The 17,212-nt window shown below is 67.8% G+C and carries 13 protein-coding genes and 2 tRNA genes; 5 read left to right on the top strand and 10 right to left on the bottom strand.

Annotation, left to right across the window (positions count from 1 at the left end):
* Positions 1-108 precede the first annotated feature (108 nt).
* Positions 109-933, bottom strand: coding sequence for a TetR/AcrR family transcriptional regulator (locus tag JYG37_RS09630; RefSeq protein WP_124556379.1), 825 nt, complete (start codon positions 931-933; stop codon positions 109-111).
* A 215-nt stretch (positions 934-1,148) separates the two neighbouring features.
* Positions 1,149-2,369 carry an MFS transporter gene (locus tag JYG37_RS09635; RefSeq protein WP_213346049.1) on the bottom strand — a complete coding sequence of 407 codons (1,221 nt, stop codon included), beginning with the start codon at positions 2,367-2,369 and terminating at the stop codon, positions 1,149-1,151.
* A 280-nt stretch (positions 2,370-2,649) separates the two neighbouring features.
* Between JYG37_RS09635 and JYG37_RS09640 the strand changes: the two genes are divergently transcribed.
* The 3 genes from JYG37_RS09640 to JYG37_RS09650 all read left to right on the top strand — a co-directional run bounded on the left by JYG37_RS09640 (position 2,650) and on the right by JYG37_RS09650 (position 5,708).
* Positions 2,650-3,192, top strand: a complete 543-nt coding sequence (locus tag JYG37_RS09640) for a GNAT family N-acetyltransferase (protein WP_050012685.1) — start codon at positions 2,650-2,652, stop codon at positions 3,190-3,192.
* Positions 3,193-3,317: 125 nt separating this feature from the next.
* Complete coding sequence (locus JYG37_RS09645) at positions 3,318-3,944, top strand: ParB-like protein (protein ID WP_050012516.1); 627 nt, start codon at positions 3,318-3,320, stop codon at positions 3,942-3,944.
* Positions 3,945-3,968: 24 nt separating this feature from the next.
* The gene (locus JYG37_RS09650) at positions 3,969-5,708 is read left to right on the top strand and encodes a SulP family inorganic anion transporter (protein WP_213346050.1); all 1,740 of its coding nucleotides are present in this window, start codon (positions 3,969-3,971) and stop codon (positions 5,706-5,708) included.
* 22 nt (positions 5,709-5,730) lie between these two features.
* Here JYG37_RS09650 and JYG37_RS09655 read toward each other — a convergent pair whose 3' ends face one another.
* The 5 genes from JYG37_RS09655 to JYG37_RS09675 all read right to left on the bottom strand — a co-directional run bounded on the left by JYG37_RS09655 (position 5,731) and on the right by JYG37_RS09675 (position 11,704).
* On the bottom strand, positions 5,731-6,669 hold the full coding sequence (locus JYG37_RS09655; protein WP_050012686.1) for a carbohydrate kinase family protein: 939 nt from the start codon (positions 6,667-6,669) through the stop codon (positions 5,731-5,733).
* Positions 6,670-6,811: 142 nt separating this feature from the next.
* Positions 6,812-7,753 (bottom strand): ABC transporter substrate-binding protein, encoded by a 942-nt coding sequence (locus JYG37_RS09660; RefSeq protein ID WP_050012518.1) that lies wholly within the window; start codon positions 7,751-7,753, stop codon positions 6,812-6,814.
* A gap of 86 nt (positions 7,754-7,839) precedes the next feature.
* The gene (locus tag JYG37_RS09665) at positions 7,840-8,877 is read right to left on the bottom strand and encodes an ABC transporter permease subunit (RefSeq protein WP_050012519.1); all 1,038 of its coding nucleotides are present in this window, start codon (positions 8,875-8,877) and stop codon (positions 7,840-7,842) included.
* 39 nt (positions 8,878-8,916) lie between these two features.
* A complete protein-coding gene (locus JYG37_RS09670) occupies positions 8,917-10,470 on the bottom strand; it encodes a sugar ABC transporter ATP-binding protein (protein WP_124593161.1) in 1,554 nt (517 codons plus the stop codon).
* Positions 10,457-11,704, bottom strand: a complete 1,248-nt coding sequence (locus JYG37_RS09675) for an ROK family protein (RefSeq protein ID WP_050012521.1) — start codon at positions 11,702-11,704, stop codon at positions 10,457-10,459. Before JYG37_RS09675 ends, JYG37_RS09670 begins: the two co-directional genes overlap by 14 nt.
* Before the next feature lie 354 nt (positions 11,705-12,058).
* Between JYG37_RS09675 and JYG37_RS09680 the strand changes: the two genes are divergently transcribed.
* Entirely contained in the window at positions 12,059-12,562 is a 504-nt protein-coding gene (locus JYG37_RS09680; RefSeq protein ID WP_050012522.1) for an Ohr family peroxiredoxin, read from the top strand.
* Positions 12,563-12,691: 129 nt separating this feature from the next.
* Here JYG37_RS09680 and JYG37_RS09685 read toward each other — a convergent pair.
* The 3 genes from JYG37_RS09685 to JYG37_RS09695 all read right to left on the bottom strand — a co-directional run bounded on the left by JYG37_RS09685 (position 12,692) and on the right by JYG37_RS09695 (position 14,152).
* Positions 12,692-12,778, bottom strand: a tRNA-Leu gene (locus JYG37_RS09685).
* Between the two features lie 112 nt (positions 12,779-12,890).
* Complete coding sequence (locus tag JYG37_RS09690; RefSeq protein ID WP_050012523.1) at positions 12,891-13,880, bottom strand: aliphatic sulfonate ABC transporter substrate-binding protein; 990 nt, start codon at positions 13,878-13,880, stop codon at positions 12,891-12,893.
* A 185-nt stretch (positions 13,881-14,065) separates the two neighbouring features.
* A tRNA-Leu gene (locus JYG37_RS09695) sits at positions 14,066-14,152 on the bottom strand.
* A gap of 552 nt (positions 14,153-14,704) precedes the next feature.
* Here JYG37_RS09695 and JYG37_RS09700 point away from each other — a divergent pair.
* On the top strand, positions 14,705-17,020 hold the full coding sequence (locus JYG37_RS09700; RefSeq protein WP_124630426.1) for an ATP-binding protein: 2,316 nt from the start codon (positions 14,705-14,707) through the stop codon (positions 17,018-17,020).
* Positions 17,021-17,212: the final 192 nt, after the last annotated feature.

Raw genomic sequence — 17,212 nt, forward strand, 5'->3', positions numbered from 1 at the left:
GCCCATGCCCCGTGCTTCGCGGCCGGCCGACGCGGGCGTCTCGACGCCGTGCCCGACCGCGCGTATCAATCAAATCGTGAACAGGAAGCCGCGCGTGGCCTCGCGCGCTCAGTTCGTGGAATGCAGTGTCGCAGCCTCGGCGGTCGTCGTCGGGCACGACTGCGGCAGCCCGAACGCTTCGCTTGCGCCCGCGTCGTCGAGTACGGCCGCGAAGATCGACAGTTGAGCACTGTCGGGCATCGGCGCCTTCAGCGCGGCGACGATCAGCGACGACAGCCGCGCGATCATCTGCACGTCGTTCATCGTGCGGCCTTGCGAGAATTCGTCGATCAGGCTTTCCGTTTCGGCGCCCGCGAGCGCGCCGGACAGCGCGCCGATCGCGAAGTGCAGCCGCCAGCCGAGCTCGGTGCGCGGCAGGTGCGGCAGCGCGCGCTGGAACGCGTCGAAGAAGCGGCCCGCGACGCTCGCGTAATGCGCGGTCAGGAAGTTGCGCACGAACGGCGAAGGATCGGTGTACGCGCGGCCGATCAGCCGCAGGAACCCGGGCCCGCCGCGTTCGGGGTTGCGCGATGCCTTCAGCGCCGGAATGAACATCGCGCCGAGCACGTGCTCGCAGGTGATGTGCGTGCCGAGCTGCGCATCGAAGCGGTCGAGGATGCCGAGGCGTTCCTGGTTCAGCTGGTCGAGCCGGCGCGACAGCATCGCGTGGATCAGCGCTTCCTTGCTGCCGAAGTGGTAGTTGACCGCGGCGAGATTGACCGTCGCGCGCGACGTGATCTGCCGCATCGACATCGCTTCGAAGCCATGTTCGATGAACAGGTCCTCGGCCGCATCGAGAATGCGCGCCTTCGTCCCGCCGGTCTGCCGCGTGCCGGATGACCGTGCCCCCGACGGCCGTCCCGCGGATGGCCGCCCCTCCTGACTTACTGCCATGTTCCGCCTCCCATGCCGGTTTCCCGGCCGCGAACTGGTGATTTGATTATCTGATTCAAACAGTCGTTTTTATTAAGATAAAAAATCGCGGGCGGACCGGGCAAGCGCGGAATCTGGATCAATTCCTCTAGTTCGATGTGCGGGTGCGGAAAGCACGGCGCCCGCGCCCGGCGGGGCGCGGCGCGCGCGATGACGCGGTGCCGCAACGTGCGGGGTCACCCGGTAGTGGTACGCGTATTGACCGATTGCGTCATGTCGATGCCGCGCCGCTCGCGGCTGAACAGGATCAGCACGGCGATCGCGACGGCGACGATGCCGGCCACGAGCGCGAGCGCGAAGCCGTAATTGTCGTGGTTCGACACGGCGAGCGACGCCTGCATCGTCGCGTTGCCCGACGCGAGCAGGTTGCCGAGCTGGTAGACGACGCCGGGGAAGGTCGCGCGGATCTCGTCGGGCGAGATCTCGTTCAGGTGAACCGGTATCACGCCCCATGCGCCCTGTACCGAGATCTGCATCAGGAACGCGCCGGCGGCGAGCGCGATCGCGCCGCTGGAGAACGCCCACAGCGGCAGCACGGGCAGCGCGATCAGCGCGGCGATGAAGATCGCGCGGCGCCGGCCGATCCGCTCCGAGATCGCGCCGAACGACAGCCCGCCGACGATCGCGCCGATGTTCAGCACGATCGTGATCCACGACACGGTATGGGGATCGAAGTGATGCTGTTCGCGCAGGAAGGTCGGATAGAGATCCTGCGTGCCGTGCGAGAAGAAGTTGAACGCGGTCATCAGCACGATCGCGTAGATCGTGAGCTTCCAGTTCTGTTTCAGCGTGGCGCCGAGGCTCGGGCGCGCGCGCTTCTCCATCTGTTTCCAGGCCGGCGATTCGGGCACGTGTGCGCGGACGTACAGCACGAGCAGCGCGGGCAGCACGCCGACCATGAACATCCCGCGCCAGCCGATGTATTGGTAGAACAGGCCGAACACGACCGACGCGAGCAGATAGCCGCTCGGGTAGCCGGCCTGCAGCAGCCCGGACACGAGGCCGCGCGCGTGGGTCGGCACGGTTTCCATCGTCAGCGCGGAGCCGACGCCCCATTCACCGCCCATCGCGATGCCGAACAGCGCGCGCAGCACGAGCAGCGCGGTCAGGCTCGGCGCGAAACCCGACGTGAGTTCGAGTAGCGAATAGCATGCGATGTTGACCATCAGCGTCGGGCGGCGACCGAAGCGGTCGGCGAGCCGGCCGAAGATCAGCGCGCCGAGCGGGCGCATCGCGAGCGTCAGCGTGAGCGCGAACGCGACGGCGGGGATCGTCGACGCGAATTCCGCGGCGATGTCCTTCAGCACGAAAACCATCAGGAAAAAGTCGAACGCATCGAGCGTCCAGCCCAGATAGGCGGCGATCGTGACGTTGCGTTGCTCGCGGGTCCAGCTCATGTGCGGGTCTCCTCGTTGGCTTGCGCGCTCGCGATTCTGCATGCGGATGCCGGCCCGGCTCGCGCGCGGCGCGGGGCACTGATCGAGTGTAGGCTTGCGCGCCGCGCGAGGTGGCGCGCGATAGCCGCGAATCGGGAATAATCCCTACGAAATGCACTGTTTCGGAAATGGAAACGGAGCCGCGCGAGGCGCGCGACCGGACTCTGTATCATTCCGGAAGGCTTTTTGTATCAGTTCTGTAATGCGCGCGCTGCGCATCGCCACCGAATCAGGAGTCCCGATGAACGACCGTTCCGCCACTGCATTGCCCGTGCTCGAAACCGCGCGGCTGTGGCTGCGTCCGCGCGTGCTGGCCGATCTCGATGCGTGCATCGAGATGGATCGCGATCCCGAGGTCACTCGCCACATCGCGGGCCCGTGGCACGACCCCGTCGAGCATCGCCGCTTCGTCACGCACCGGATCACGCGCGACTATCCGCCCGGTCTCGGCTACTGGTCGATCTTCGAGAAGGCCGCGCCCGAGGTGTTCATCGGCTGGATCCTGCTGATCCCCGACTACAAGGACGGGTCGCGCGACGTCGAGATCGGCTGGCGGCTCGTGCGTGCGACGTGGGGGCGCGGCATCGCGAGCGAAGCCGCGGCGGCCGTCGTGCGGCACGCGTTCGACACCGTGCGCCTGCCGCGCGTGATCGCCGATATCGCGGAGGCCAACAGCGGCTCGCTGAACGTGGCGCGCAAGCTCGGAATGCGGCGCGTGAGCATCGTGCACGACGGCATTCCCTACATCCGGCATCGTCTCGAACGCAACGATTTGCGCGCGTAGCGCGGCGTCGTGCAGGCAGCGGGCGTCGCGGATCGTCGACCGAACGCGGATCAAGACGATGACGGATTAACGGCGCGCGCGATCCGGAGTATCGTTGCCGGAATTTCGCTACATGGGGTACGACCATGGCACTCGGCAACGACGTTCATCTCATTCCCGTCAGGCTCGACGCGCTGCGTCCGACCCAGATGACGGTCGGCTATCGCGAAGTGAAGGCGAAGCGCAAGCACTGGAAGGCGCTGAACCGGCGCGCCCGCAAGGCCGCGATCGAATCGCACTGGTTCCCGGCCGTGCTCGGCCCGGGCGGGCTGCACTACATCACCGATCATCATCATCTCGGCCTCGCGCTGATCGAGGAGGGCGAGGCACGCGTGAACGCGATGCTGCTGAAGGATCTGTCGTGGCTCGACGACACGATCTTCTGGCGGATGATGGAACACAACCAGTGGGTGCATCCGTTCGGCCCGGACGGCTCGCGGCGCGACTATGCGCATTTGCCGAAGGCGCTGACGGGCCTCGAGGACGATCCGTACCGCAGCCTCGCCGGCGAGCTGCGCACGGCGGGCGGCTATGCGAAGGACGCGACGCCGTTCAGCGAATTCCTGTGGGCCGACTATCTGCGCCAGCACGTGACGCTCGACCAGATCCGCAAGAACTTCGCGAAGGCGCTCGACGTCGCGCTGCATCGCGCGCACGAGCAGGATGCGCGCTATCTGCCCGGCTGGTCGGGCGTGATTGCCGTCAAACCCTGACCGGCGCACGGCGCGCACCGCCTCATGACGATCGCCCCGATCCGCCCCGACGCCGGCCCGCAACATCCGGACCATTTCGCGACGCTCGACGCGCCGCCCGCGCCGCGCACGCGGCGCGTCGGCCTCGATGCGCTCGCCGGCCTGTCGATTGCCGGCCTGCTGATTCCCGAGGCGGTCGCGTATGCGGGGCTCGCCAACCTGCCGCCGCAGGCCGGCCTGATCGCGCTGCTGTCGGGGCTCGTCGTCTATGCGCTGACGGGCAGCAGCCGCTTCGCGATCGTGTCGTCGACGTCGTCGTCGGCCGCGGTGCTCGCCGCGACCGTGCTCGCCGAATCGGGGATGGCGCTGGCCGCGCAGCTCGCGCTGGCGGCGGCGCTCGTCGCGATGACGGGCGTGCTGTTCATCCTGGCCGGCGTCGCGCGGCTCGGCGGCATGTCGGATTTCGTCGCGCGGCCTGTGCTGCGCGGCTTCACGTTCGGTCTCGCGCTGACGATCGTCATCAAGCAGCTGCCGAAGATTCTCGCGATTGCCGTGCAGCACAGCGACGCGCCGCACGTCGCGCTCGACCTGCTCGCCGGCGCGCCGCACGCGAATCTCGCGAGCGTCGTGCTCGGTGCGACGGCACTCGCGCTACTGTTCGTGCTCGGGCGCCGCTCGCGCGTGCCCGCGACGCTCGTCGTGATCGTGCTGTCGATCGCGGCGAGTTATGCGGTCGACTGGCAGCGGTATGGCATCGCGATCGTCGGCCATATCGACTTCCGGCACCTCGAATTCGGCTTGCCGCATCTCGATCGCAATGCGTGGATGCAGACGGTCGAGCTCGCATTCGCGCTGATGCTGATCCTGTACGCGGAATCGTACGGATCGATCCGCAATTTCGCGCTGAAGCACGGCGATACCGTATCGCCGAACCGCGACCTCGTCGCGCTCGGCTGCGCGAACCTCGTGTCGGGCCTGCTGCACGGGATGCCGGTCGGCGCCGGCTATTCGGCGACGTCGGCGAACGAGGCGGCCGGTGCGCAGTCGCGCGTGGCCGGCCTGTGGGCAGCCGGCGTGGTCGCGCTGATCGTCTGGCTGCTGCTGCCGCAGCTCGCGCGCACGCCCGAGCCGGTGCTCGCGGCGATCGTGATCTTCGCCGTCAGCCATTCGCTGCATCCGTCCGTGTTCCGGCCGTACTGGGCCTGGCATCGCGACCGGCTCGTCGTGATCGCGGCGCTGCTCGCGGTGCTCGTGCTCGGCGTGCTGCACGGGTTGCTCGCGGCCATCGGCGTGAGCCTGCTGCTGACGCTGCGCAAGCTGTCCGAGCCGAACGTCAGCGTGCTCGGCCGGCTGCGCGACAGCCACGATTTCGTCGACGTCGCGAGCCATGCCGAGGCGAAATCGGTGCCGGGCGTGCTGATCGTGCGCCCCGAGGCGCAGCTGTTCTTCGCGAACGCGGACCGAATGCTCAATCGCGTGCGGGCGCTGATGAAGACCGCGCCGGACACGCATACCGTGATGGTGAGTCTCGAGGAAACGCCGGATGTCGACGGCACGACGATCGAATCGTTGCGCACGTTCGCGGCCGAATGCGCGGCGCGCGGGCTGCGGCTCGCGCTCGTGCGACTCAAGGTGCACGCACTGCATGCGCTGCGCCGCGCGGCGGACGGTACGCTGCACGCCGACGTGATGTCGGAGCTGAGCGTCGACGAGAGCCTGCAACTGTTGCAGGCGGGCAGGCCGCCGAACGGCAGCGGCGGCCGCGAAGGCACGAGCGCCGCGTGACGGCGCGGCGCGTCGGCGCCGTCTATGGCGAAAGCGCGGCGCCGGCGGCGGTGCGCTCGATCATGTCGGCCACTTCCGCGGCCGTCGGCGCATAGGCGCCCGCATGTTCACACGCCACGGCCGCGCACGCGGCCGCGTGGCGCAGATGCTCGGCGGCCGACGCATCGGGCCGCGCAAGCTGGCTCGCGAGCCAGCCGCCGATGCTCGCATCGCCGCAGCCGACCGTATCGGCGACTTCAGTCGGGAACGCAGGCTGGAACAGCACGGTATCGCGATGCAGCAGTTGCATGCCGGCCGCGCCGCGCGTGACGAGCATCGTCGCGTCGGGCGCCCACGTGCGCAGTTGCGCGAGCGCGGCTGCTTCGTCGAGTTCCGGAAACAGCCCGCGCAAATCCTCGTCGGATACCTTGATCCAGTCGGCGAGCGCGGTCAACCGGCGCAGCGTGTCGCGATACGACGGTGCGGCCATCGGCGCGCGGAAGTTCGGATCGAACGAGATGCGCTTGCCGGCCGCACGCGCGGCCTGCGCGAGCGCGATCAGGCGCGACGCGAGCGGTTCGCGCACGACGCCGAGCGAGCCGACGTGCACGATGTCGGCCGCGTCGAACGCGCCGGCCGGCAAGTCGGCCGGATCGAACGCGAGATCGGCGCTGTTTTCGCCGATGAAGAAATAGTCGGGCGGCTGCTTCGATACGACCATCGCGAGCAGCGGCGCGCGGTCGACCTGCCGGATGAAGCGCATGTCGAGCCCCGCGTCGGCGCTCTTGCGCATCAGCTCGTCGCCGAAGGTGTCGCGGCTGACCGTGCCGGCGAAGGCCGTCGGCACGCCGAGTCGCGCGCCGACGCGCGCGACGTTCCAGCACGAGCCGCCGGCGATGCTGTGCCAGTGGTTTGCGTCGTCGCGGATGAAATCGGTCAGCGCTTCGCCGAACACGATCAGGCGGGGAAACGTCGTCGTCATGTTGAAACCTTGTGCCGCGGCGTCGCGCGCGGCCGTACGGCGGTTGATCTGAATCTGAACGGTCGGGCAGTACGGGCCGTCGCGCGCGGCGACGCGGCCCGCCACCGCCCGGCGTCGCGGGCGGGCGGCGCGCTCGCCGCGATCAGCGTGGGGCGCTCCAGCCCTTGTAGGTCTTCACGTTGTCGCGCGTGACGAGCGTCGGCTCGATCAGGATCATCGGGTTGGCCGGCTTCTGGCCGTTCATGATCCCGTAGCCGACATTGACGGCCTGCTGCGCCATCGCCCACGGATCCTGGCTCGACGACGCCTGCACGAGCGTATTCGACTTGAGTGCGACCTCGATGTCGGGCGCGCCGTCGACCGACGTGATCACGATGTTCGGACGGTTCAGCTGTTTCGCCGCGAGATCGGTGCCGATCGCCTGCGGGTCGTTGATCGCGAACACGCCGTCGAGCTTCGGAAAGCGCGTCAGGTAGCCCTGCATCGCATTCATCCCGCCTTCGCGCGAGCCCTTGCCGTCCTGGTCGCTCGACAGCAGCTTGATGCCGGCGTTTTTCGCGAGCACGGCCTTGCAGCCGTTCACGCGATCGATCACGGCCGACACCTGCGGGCCGTTCTCGATGATCACGTTGCCCTTGCCGTTCAGCTTCTTCGCGAGGTAGTCGCACGCGAGTTCGCCGGCCTTCACGTTGTTGGTCTGCACGGTCGCATTCGCGCCGGCCGCCGCGACGTCCACCGCGACGACCGTGATGCCGGCTGCCTGCGCCTTCTTCACCGCCGGCTCGATCGCCTTCGGATCGGTCGCGTTGAGCAGGATCATGTCGACGTGCGCGGAGATGAAGTTGTCGATCTGCGTGAACTGCTTGTTCAGGTCGTAGTCGGCCGAGACGGCCGTGACCTTCGCATTCGGGTTGAGCTGCTTCGCGCGCGCTTCGGCGCCTTTCACGATCGTGACGAAGTACGGGTTGCCGAGCGAGCCGACCGTGACGCCGATCGATTTCAGCGGCTTGTCGGCTGCATGGGCGGCGGCGCTGAAGGCAAGTGCGCAGGCGACGGCGGTCAGGGCGGCGGTGTGCTTGAACATGTCGTTGTGTCTCCGAGAGGTCTGTTGGCGAACGGGCGCAGGAGGACCTGCCTGCGCCGCGATGGTGGAACGATGGGGAAGAAGTATCAGGTACGGGCCGAGTCGCGCTGGCGATAGCGGTCGAGCGCGACCGCGCCGATGATCACGAGCCCCTTGATGATGTACTGCCAGATGTCGGACACGCCGAGCAGCACGAGGCCGTTGGTCAGCACCGCGATGATCAGCGCGCCGATCAGCGTGCCGACGATCGAGCCGACGCCGCCGACGAAGCTCGTGCCGCCGAGGATCACCGCGGCGATCGCGTCGAGCTCGTACGACTGGCCGAGCTGCAGGCCGTTGGCCGCATACAGGCGCGCGGCCGACATCACCGCGCCGAGGCCGGCGAGCAGGCCCGACGCCGCATACACGAACAGCTGGATCGCCCGCACGTTGATGCCGGACAGGCGTGCGGCTTCCGGGTTGCCGCCGACCGAGTAGATCCGCATCCCGAGCACCGTGCGGCGCAGGATGAACCACGAGATCGCGATCACCGCGCAGGCGATCACGACGAGCCACGGCACACCGAGGATCGAGCCGTTGCCGATGAATGCGAACGGCAGTTGCGGGTTGAACACGGTCGTGTCGTTGCCGATCAGCCGCGCGACGCCGCGCACGGCCGTCATCGCGCCGAGCGTGACGATGAACGGCGGCAGGCGCAGGAACGAGATCAGTCCGCCGTTGATCGCGCCGAACACGAGGCCGACGACGAGCGCGAACGGCACGCCGAGCCAGCCCCAGCCGGGAATGGTCGACGCGATCAGCGCCGCGACGGCCGCGGCGGCGAGCACCGAGCCGACCGACAGGTCGATGCCGCCCGTCAGGATCACGAAGGTCATGCCGGCGGCGAGCACGATGTTGATCGACGCCTGCTGCGTGACGATCGACAGGTTCTGCAGCGTGAAGAAACCGTCGGTCAGGAAGCCGAAGCCGACGCACAGGACCAGCAGCACCGGCAGCATGCCGGCCGTACGGATCAGCGATTGCATGCGGGCGCGATGATCGGCGCCGCGCATCAGGGGCGTGCGGTTGGTGACCGGATGGGCGGTCGCGGAAGCGAGGTTCCGCTGCTTGGTCGGGTTGATCATTTCGGTACCTTGAATGAAGAGGGAAATGAAGGGGCCGTGTCAGTGCGCGTCGGCCAGTTCGGCCTGCGAGCCGGTGGCGAGCGCGATGATCGCTTCCTGCGTGATCGGCGTATGCGTGTGTCCGCCGAGTTCGCCTGCGATCTCGCCTTCGCGCATCACGAGCACGCGGTCGGCGACGCCGATGATTTCCGGCAGTTCGCTCGAGATCACGATCACGCCCACGCCGGCACGGGCCAGTTCGTTGATGATCCGGTAGATCTCGGATTTCGCGCCGATGTCGACGCCGCGCGTCGGTTCGTCGAGGATCAGCACGCGCGGCTTCGTCTCGAGCAGGCGCGACAGCAGCACTTTCTGCTGGTTGCCGCCCGACAGCGCGCCGACGTTGACGTTCGCGTGCGGGACGCGGATCGACAGCGATGCAATCGCGTCGCGGGCGCGTTCGGCGCCGCGGGCGAGGTCGAGCGCGCCGAGCCGCGCATCGCGGTTGCATACCGAGATGTTGATGTTGTCGCGCACGCTCATGTCGAGGAACAGGCCCTGGCGCTTGCGGTCTTCCGTCAGGTAGACGAGGCCCGCGTCGATCGCGTCGCGCGGCGAGTGCGCGCCGAACGTGCGCTCGCCCAGCTTCACGTCGCCGCGCACGCGCGGCTCGGCCCCGAAGATCAGCCGCGCGAGCTCGGTGCGGCCCGCGCCGACGAGGCCCGCGATGCCGAGCACTTCGCCCGCGTGCAGGTCGAGGCTGCAGCCGCGCACGCGCGCGCCGTCGGCGATGTCGCGGACCGACAGCAGCAGGTGGCCGGGGTCGTACGGCGCGTGTTCCTTCTTGTAGAAACCGGAGATGTCGCGGCCGACCATCATCGCGACGAGCCGCTCGGCCGACAGCGCCTCGCGTTCGAGCGTGCCGACGTACGTGCCGTCGCGCAGCACCGACACGCGATCGGACAGCTCGTAGATCTCCGCCATCCGGTGGCTGATGTAGATGATCGCGAGGCCTTCCTCGCGCAACTGGCGGATCAGGCGGAACAGGTGTTCGGTTTCGCGCGACGACAGCGGCGTGGTCGGCTCGTCCATCACGAGGATGCGGGCGCGGGTGTGCACGGCGCGCGCGATTTCGACGAGCTGCTGTTCGGCGATCGACAGCGTGTCGACGAGCGTGTCGGGCCCGAACGGGGCGCCCAGGCGCGCGAGCACGTCCTGGCAGCCGCGCGCCATCGCGGCGCGGTCGATCGTGCCCCAGCGCCGGTTGCCGCGGCGCAGTTCGCGGCCGACGTAGATGTTTTCCGCGACGGTCAGGTTCGGCGACAGGCACAGCTCCTGGTAGATCACCGCGACGCCGGCATCGCGCGCGGCGAGCGGGCCGTCGATGTCGACGCGTTGGCCGTCGATCAGGATCTCGCCGCCGGCGTCGGCGCGATAGGCGCCCGACAGGATCTTCATCAGCGTCGATTTGCCCGCGCCGTTCTCGCCCATCAGCGAATGGATCTCGCCCGGATAGACGGTGAGGCTGACGTTGTCGAGCGCGCGCACGGCCGGGAACGTCTTGCTGATTCCGCGCATCTCGAGCAGCGGGCGGGGCGACTCAGAACGCGACATGGTGGACCTCCTGCGAATCGGTGCGGGCGCCCTTGAGGATGCCGGCCCGCGGGGAGAAGTTGAAAAACATAGGCAGCGTGGCGGCGCCGATCGCGCCGGCATCGGCGCCGAACGTGCCGCGCACGAGGACCGGCGTGCCGCGCGCCTCGGGCGCGGTGGCCACGAGCGCCGCGCGCAGGCGGGTCGTGAGCGCGTCGAGCAGGCCCGCGTCGGTGTCGGCGTCGATCACGACCACCGGCGCGTCGATCACGCACAGCACCGCGCGCAACGCCGGTGCAAGCGCGTCGACGCAGTCGTCGATCCATTCGTCGACGGCCGGCAGGCCGCGGGCGATGCAGGCTTCGAGATCGGCGCGGTTCTCGACCGTCTCGCCGTGATGGCGCAGGTGGCGCACGAGCGCATGCAGCGAGGCGCGTGCGAGCAGGATGTCCCACGGGCCGCGCGGCGGCGGCGCGGAGGCCAGCCGGCTCGGCGGCACCGGAATCACCGCGATGTCGCCGGCATTGCCGGTCACGCCGCGCAGGCAGTCGCCGTCGATCGCGATGCCGCCGCCGATCGCCGGCCCGATGAACAGGTAGACGAAGTCGTCGCACTGCCGGCCGTACCCGTAGAACAGTTCGGCGATCGCGGCCGCGTTGCCGTCGTTTTCGCCGAATACGGGCAGCGACAGCGTGCGGCCGAGGTCGGCCGCGAAGTCGACGTCTTCCCACGCGCGGAACGTGTCGGGCGCGAGGCCGAGCTCGCGCATCCACGCGCCGAGGTTGTACGGCTGCGCGACGCCGACGCCGGTCAGGCGCGCGCGTTCATGGTCGGGGAGCAGGGCCTGCATCGCGTCGATGTCGTGACGCACGATCTCGAGCACGTCGGCGGGCGGCGGAAGCAGCGTGTCGTGCGAGCGGCGGCCGAGCACGTCGCCCGCGAAATTGACGAGCGCCGTCTCGATGCGCATCCGGTCGAGATGGACGCCGATGCCGAACGCGCCGCGCGGATCGAGGCGGATCAGCGACGCCGGCTGGCCGCGCTGGCCTTCGGTGCGGCCCGCGAATTCGATCAGCTTCGCGTCGGCGAGCGACGCGATGATGCTGCCGACCGCCGTCCCCGTCATGCTCGCGAGACGGGCGAGGTCGGCCTTCGATGCGCTGCCCGCACGGCGCAGCGTCTTCAGCAGCAGGCGCTCGTTGTAACGGCGCACGTTGGCCGAATTGCTTCCCTGGCCGAAGTGCGGGCTTCTCATGGCGTCTCCTTCCATGTCGCACCGCTCGGCGGCGCATTAAATAAATCACGTTGATTTATTTAACCGCGCGAACGGCGGTCTGTCAGCCTAGGGAAATCCCGGTCGTATCCGGGAACGGCAGCGTGGCTCGGCCGCCCGCGGCTCGTTTCGGGGCCGGGAATTTCGAATTCGTCTGATGGATTTGCTGCCGGCCGCGCGTCACGATTGCCGGCTCGGCTGCATGCGAAAGCACAGCCGGAAGAGGGCGATGTCTGCGGGCGCCGCGTGATGCGGGGCCGGCAGCGTCGGTCGTTCATCGTTTACTGGACGCAGGGCGGCGGGAGCCGTCCGGCGTCTGCACTCGGGAGAAACGCCATGCATCGTACGACGCGGCCTTCGGTATCGCTGCTCGATCCTTATACCGGCAGCGAACCGCTGCCGCTTTACACGACGACGGTGACGGTCACCGGCGGCGAAGCGGCCCACGGACGTTCGTCCGGCCACGCGCGTTCGACAACCGGCGAACTCGATGTGTCGTTGCGCCTGCCGGTCGAATTGGGCGGAGTGGGTGGCGGTACGAATCCGGAGCAGTTGTTCGCGGCCGGCTTCGCGGCGTGCTTTCACGGCGCGTTGACGCTGGTGGCGATGCGGCGCCGGGTGCGCTTGCCGCCCGATCTCGCGATCACGGCCAGCGCAACGTTTCAGCGCGATCCGGTGGATGGCCTGTTTGCGATCGCGCTCGATCTCGAGGTCGGCATGCCGGGCGTCGGCGCAACTGCCGCGCGCGAGCTGGTCGCGGAGACGGAGGCGATTTGTCCGTACGCGAAGATGGCGAGGGACGGGATTCAGCATGTCGTGCGCGTCACCGGGACGGTGTAATCACGACGCCAGCCGGCTGCGCTTGCAAGCGCAGCCTTTCGAGCCCTCGCGCAAGGCGCACAGGCGCTTTGTTTCCTGGGCTTGAAATGAAAAAAGGCCGGCTAGAAGCCGACCTTTTTAGAAAACAGATGGTGCCCAGGAGAGGACTCGAACCTCCACGATGTTGCCACCGCTAGGACCTGAACCTAGTGCGTCTACCAATTCCGCCACCTGGGCACGTTTCGCTTGCTGCGATGCGAAGACCGCTATTTTAGCGTGCTGACGGAGTCTGTCAACACAATTTCATCCGGAGCGATAAAAATAATGCGCGCGTGGCGTGGCGCGATCGTCACGCGCCGATCGGTTCCGCGCGCTTCGCGGTGAAATTCCAGCGCTCCGCCTGGCTGGTATCGACGCGGGCGGGCAGCAGTCCGGCCGCCAGGAACGTATCGGCGATCTTCTGTTGTTCGCCGAAGTTTTGCGCGGCCACCGCGCGGACGAGGTAGCTGCGTCGCGCATTCGCCCGCGCGATCGTCGCAGCATCGAGCCCCCAGATCGGCGCGAGCGTGTTCGCGGCGTCCTGCGGATGGTCGCGCAGCCACGCGCCGGCCTGGGACAATTGGTCGAACAGAATCTGGACGACGTCGGGGCGCGCGGCGGCAAAGCTGCTCGATGCGAGGTAGTAGCGCTGGTACGACGCGAGTCCGCTGCCGTCGGCCAGGATCCGCACGTCGGGATTCCGGTCGACCGACGCGACATAGGGGTCCCACGTGATCCATGCGTCCACGCTGCCGCGCTCGAATGCGGCGCGGCCGTCCGCGGGCGTCAGGTAATGGATCGCCACATCGGCGGGCGCGAGCTTCGCGCGGGCGAGCGCGGCGAGCAGCAGGTAGTGGCTGCCGGCTGCCTTCGTGACCGCGATACGCCGGCCCTTGAGATCGGCGAGCGTGCGCAGCGCGCTGTCCTGCTTGACGACGATCGCCTGCGCCTTCGGCGAAGGCGCCTCCTGCGCGACATACACGAAACGCGCATGCGCGGCCTGCGCGAAGACCGGGACCGTATCGGCCACATCGGCGCTGAAGTCGACGGCGCCGACGTTGAGCGCTTCGGTCAGCGGCAATCCGCTCGCGAATTCATGCCATGACACGGTCAGGCCGAGCGGCGTCAGCGCCTGCTCGAGCGTGCCGCGCGTCTTGAGCAGCGTGATCAGCGTCGACGACTTCTGGTAACCGATGCGCAGTGCGGCCGGCGCGTTCTCGGCGTGCGCGCGGACACCGGCGGCCGTGAGGCCCGCGGCCAGCATCGCGCGTGCGAATGTGCGGCGGTTCATCGACGTCATGAAGGGGACTCCTCGTTGGATGCGTTGAAAGCGAGGCGGCTAACGTAACAACGGGGAGGGGGATTGATAACCGATAAATTCTGCTATCGATCGGAGCGGCCGACATAAGGGGCGAAGACGGGCAGTCGCGATGGAAGTGCCGAAATGAAAAAGGCCGGCTGAAAGCCGACCTTTTTAAATACAGATGGTGCCCAGGAGAGGACTCGAACCTCCACGATGTTGCCACCGCTAGGACCTGAACCTAGTGCGTCTACCAATTCCGCCACCTGGGCACGTTTCGCTTGCTGCGATGCGAAAGACCGAAATTATAGCGGGTCCGAAGTGGCTGTCAACACAATTCCACTGGAACCCACCAAAAATATTCGTTCGCGCTCGATAGCCGCCGGCACCTCGACGGATCGGACCGCGCCGTTGCACGACGAAACTGCGGCGCGATGGCCCTGTATCGACGCGAACCGGCCCGCGACCCGTCGTCCCGTTGCGCAGACAACGGCGGAGCGTTGCCGTCCGTCCTCGTCGTGGGCAGCACGCTTGATTTCGAGGGATAAGACAAGTACTAAAGTGCGGATAAATCCTATGGGACAAGAGATAATTGAATCTGGAACTTGAAAAAAATCAAAGCGATTCGAGCAACATGTCGGTCTGGTAACCGGCAGCCGAATGCGGCGCGGTTGTGTGTTGAGGAACCCGAGCCCGCCTGCGCGGTAGTCGCGCGGCGGGATCGCCAGTGCGACGAAGAATGCGGACGATCCGCCGCAAGACAATTCAGGAAATGCGCACCATCGAACTCGGGCAAATAAAACAATAACGCGGAATGCCATCCCATGCCTGACTGGCTCAATCGAGTCTGGAGAATCGCGACGTCCGTGCGGCCCGCCGTCTGGCCGCTGTCGGCCGGCGTTGCATTGCTGGCGGTGCTCAGCTGTACGCCGGCGGCCGAGACCTTGCTGTCTCCGCTCGACCGTCTGTACTGGAATCTGGTCACGACCGGCGTCGATTACGGCGCGCGCGACGATGTCGTCGTCATCTCGATCGACAAGAAGACGGTCGCCGAACTGGGGGGCGATGCAAGTTATACGCGAGCCGCCTATGCGCAAGTGCTCGATCGTCTGGGCGGCGCATCGAGCGTCGTGCTCGACATGACGATGTTCGGCCCGGCGCGCGGCGACGACGCGCTCGTGGCTGCGCTGGCCCGGCACGGGCGCGTCGTGCTGCCCGCCCACGTGTCGCCGGAGGGCACGCGCGCCGACACCGTGCTGCTGCCCGCGCCGCGGTTGCGCGGCGCGGCGGCGGCCGTCGGCCAGCGCAGCGTCGTGCTCGGCAGCGACCATCTGGTGCAGGGCATCGTGCCGTACGTCCGGGCCGGCGATTCGGACCGCGAACTGTCGCATGTCGCGCTGGAGGCGATTCGTGTCGCGGGGAGGTCGCTGCCGGCCGGCGACGTGCGCCTTCACGTGCAGGATCACGTGTCCAGGATGGGCCATGTCGAAGCGAGCTCGCTCGCGTTGCTCCTGCCGGCGCGCTTCGATCTCGACCGCTATTCGTACGTCGATGTGCTGAAGGGGCGGATCCCCGAGTCGGCGTGGCGCGGCCGCATCGTCTTCGTCGGCGACGCGATGTCCGATCTCTCCGGCGTCTACGACCTGTCGACGTCGGCGGGCGGACGGCTGCGTCGCGTCGAGGTGGATGCGCTGGTGACGCAGGCGCTGGTCGACGGCCAGATCCTGTGGCGCGAGCCGATCGCGATCCAGATCGCCGTCAGCATCGCGGTCGCGACGGGGATGCTGCTGATCTGCCTGCTGGTGCCGGGCTGGCGCATGTATGCATTCGCGATCGGGTGGCTGGCCGCGTTCGTCGCCGCCGAAATGCTGCTGCTCGTACATGGGTCGTACTGGACGCCGATCGGACCGTTGCTTGCCGTGTGCGTATTGATTTTCGCGATATGCGGCTGGCGGCGCGCCGGCAGCCTGCGGGCGTTCCTGCTGAGCGAATACGGGATGCTGCGCGGGCTGGCCGGCCAGCACGCGTTCGTCGGCTTGCCGCCCGCGGCCGGCGCGGACAGCGGGCTGCCGACGACGGATGAAGTCGACCTCGCGATGCAGCGCATTCGCGAATGGCGGACGGCGTATGTCGACATGATCGAGACGCTGCCGTATCCGATCTTCGTCGAACAGCGTGGCGAGATGCTGATGTGCAACGCACGCGGCCGCGCGATGCTGGCGGCGCTCGACGCCGACGGCGACGCGGCGGTACGGCGCGTGCTGTCGATCGTGCGCGACGAAGTGCTGACCGCGAAGGCGAGCGGCAAGATCCATTCGGCCGAGCTGGCGCTGAACGGGCGCACGCAGATGGTGATGGTGACGCCGTTCGGCGATGGCGAACGGCACAGTTCGACCGCGAGCATGATCTGCCTCGTCGATATCCACAACATCAAGGCCGCGGTCGAAAGCGACCGGCGGACGCTGCGGCACATGGCGCACGATCTGCGCAACCCGCTGTCGACGGTGCTCTCGCTGCTCGAGGAGCGCAACCAGGCCGATGGCGCGAGCGACGAGGGTTTCCTGGCCGACCTGCACAAGCTCGTCGACTACAGCCTGCGCGTCGCCCAGGATTTCACGCAGTTGTCGCGCGCCGAGCACCTTGACACGCATGCCTACGTGCCGATGTCGGCGAGCGACCTCGCGACGGAAGCGGTCGATCATGTCTGGCACAGCGCGAACGGGAAGCGCATCCGCGTCGAGGGCCCGCATTACGAGGGTGACGACGCGTTCGTCCTCGGCAATCGCGACATGCTGCTGCGCGCGTTGACCAATCTGCTCGACAACGCGATCAAGTACTCGGCCGAGGACACGGTGGTCGACGTGTGGATCGATGCCGACGACCGGCAGGTTTCGGTCGCGGTGCAGGACCAGGGGATCGGCATTCCGGCCGACGCGATGCCGCGGCTGTTCGAACCGTTCTTTCAGGTCGACGGCATGTATCGCGACGCAAGTGGCGGTGTCGGCCTCGGGCTGCCGTTCGTGAAGGCAGTGATCGAGCGCCACGGGGGATCGGTCGAGGTGACGTCGGCGCCGGGGCAGGGCAGCCGCTTTACCGTACGCTTGCCGAGAACCGCAGCGCAAATGCTCGAAGACGCGTAACCGCCGGGTACCGGAACGGCAGCGCGGGCGTGCGCTTTGCCGAAGCCGGGCGAGGATTGAAACCCGATCGATGAAAGGCCGGATCCCGTGCCGCGCGGGTCCGGCCTTTTTGCGTTTCGGCGGGGCATTCGTCACGACGACGAATACCGAGGCCCGGACAGCGTGTCGAATGACGTCACGTGTGCCCGGCTC

Origin of the sequence: Burkholderia sp. LAS2 (assembly GCF_018417615.1) — a bacterium.
Classification (GTDB): domain Bacteria; phylum Pseudomonadota; class Gammaproteobacteria; order Burkholderiales; family Burkholderiaceae; genus Burkholderia; species Burkholderia sola.

Excerpts from the sequence above, each read along its gene's own strand:
- JYG37_RS09630 (WP_124556379.1), bottom strand. The coding sequence starts at position 933 with ATGGCAGTAAGTCAGGAGGGGCGGCCATCCGCGGGACGGCCGTCGGGG.
- JYG37_RS09635 (WP_213346049.1), bottom strand. The coding sequence starts at position 2,369 with ATGAGCTGGACCCGCGAGCAACGCAACGTCACGATCGCCGCCTATCTG.
- JYG37_RS09640 (WP_050012685.1), top strand. The coding sequence starts at position 2,650 with ATGAACGACCGTTCCGCCACTGCATTGCCCGTGCTCGAAACCGCGCGG.
- JYG37_RS09645 (WP_050012516.1), top strand. The coding sequence starts at position 3,318 with ATGGCACTCGGCAACGACGTTCATCTCATTCCCGTCAGGCTCGACGCG.
- JYG37_RS09650 (WP_213346050.1), top strand. The coding sequence starts at position 3,969 with ATGACGATCGCCCCGATCCGCCCCGACGCCGGCCCGCAACATCCGGAC.
- JYG37_RS09655 (WP_050012686.1), bottom strand. The coding sequence starts at position 6,669 with ATGACGACGACGTTTCCCCGCCTGATCGTGTTCGGCGAAGCGCTGACC.
- JYG37_RS09660 (WP_050012518.1), bottom strand. The coding sequence starts at position 7,753 with ATGTTCAAGCACACCGCCGCCCTGACCGCCGTCGCCTGCGCACTTGCC.
- JYG37_RS09665 (WP_050012519.1), bottom strand. The coding sequence starts at position 8,877 with ATGATCAACCCGACCAAGCAGCGGAACCTCGCTTCCGCGACCGCCCAT.
- JYG37_RS09670 (WP_124593161.1), bottom strand. The coding sequence starts at position 10,470 with ATGTCGCGTTCTGAGTCGCCCCGCCCGCTGCTCGAGATGCGCGGAATC.
- JYG37_RS09675 (WP_050012521.1), bottom strand. The coding sequence starts at position 11,704 with ATGAGAAGCCCGCACTTCGGCCAGGGAAGCAATTCGGCCAACGTGCGC.
- JYG37_RS09680 (WP_050012522.1), top strand. The coding sequence starts at position 12,059 with ATGCATCGTACGACGCGGCCTTCGGTATCGCTGCTCGATCCTTATACC.
- JYG37_RS09690 (WP_050012523.1), bottom strand. The coding sequence starts at position 13,880 with ATGACGTCGATGAACCGCCGCACATTCGCACGCGCGATGCTGGCCGCG.
- JYG37_RS09700 (WP_124630426.1), top strand. The coding sequence starts at position 14,705 with ATGCCTGACTGGCTCAATCGAGTCTGGAGAATCGCGACGTCCGTGCGG.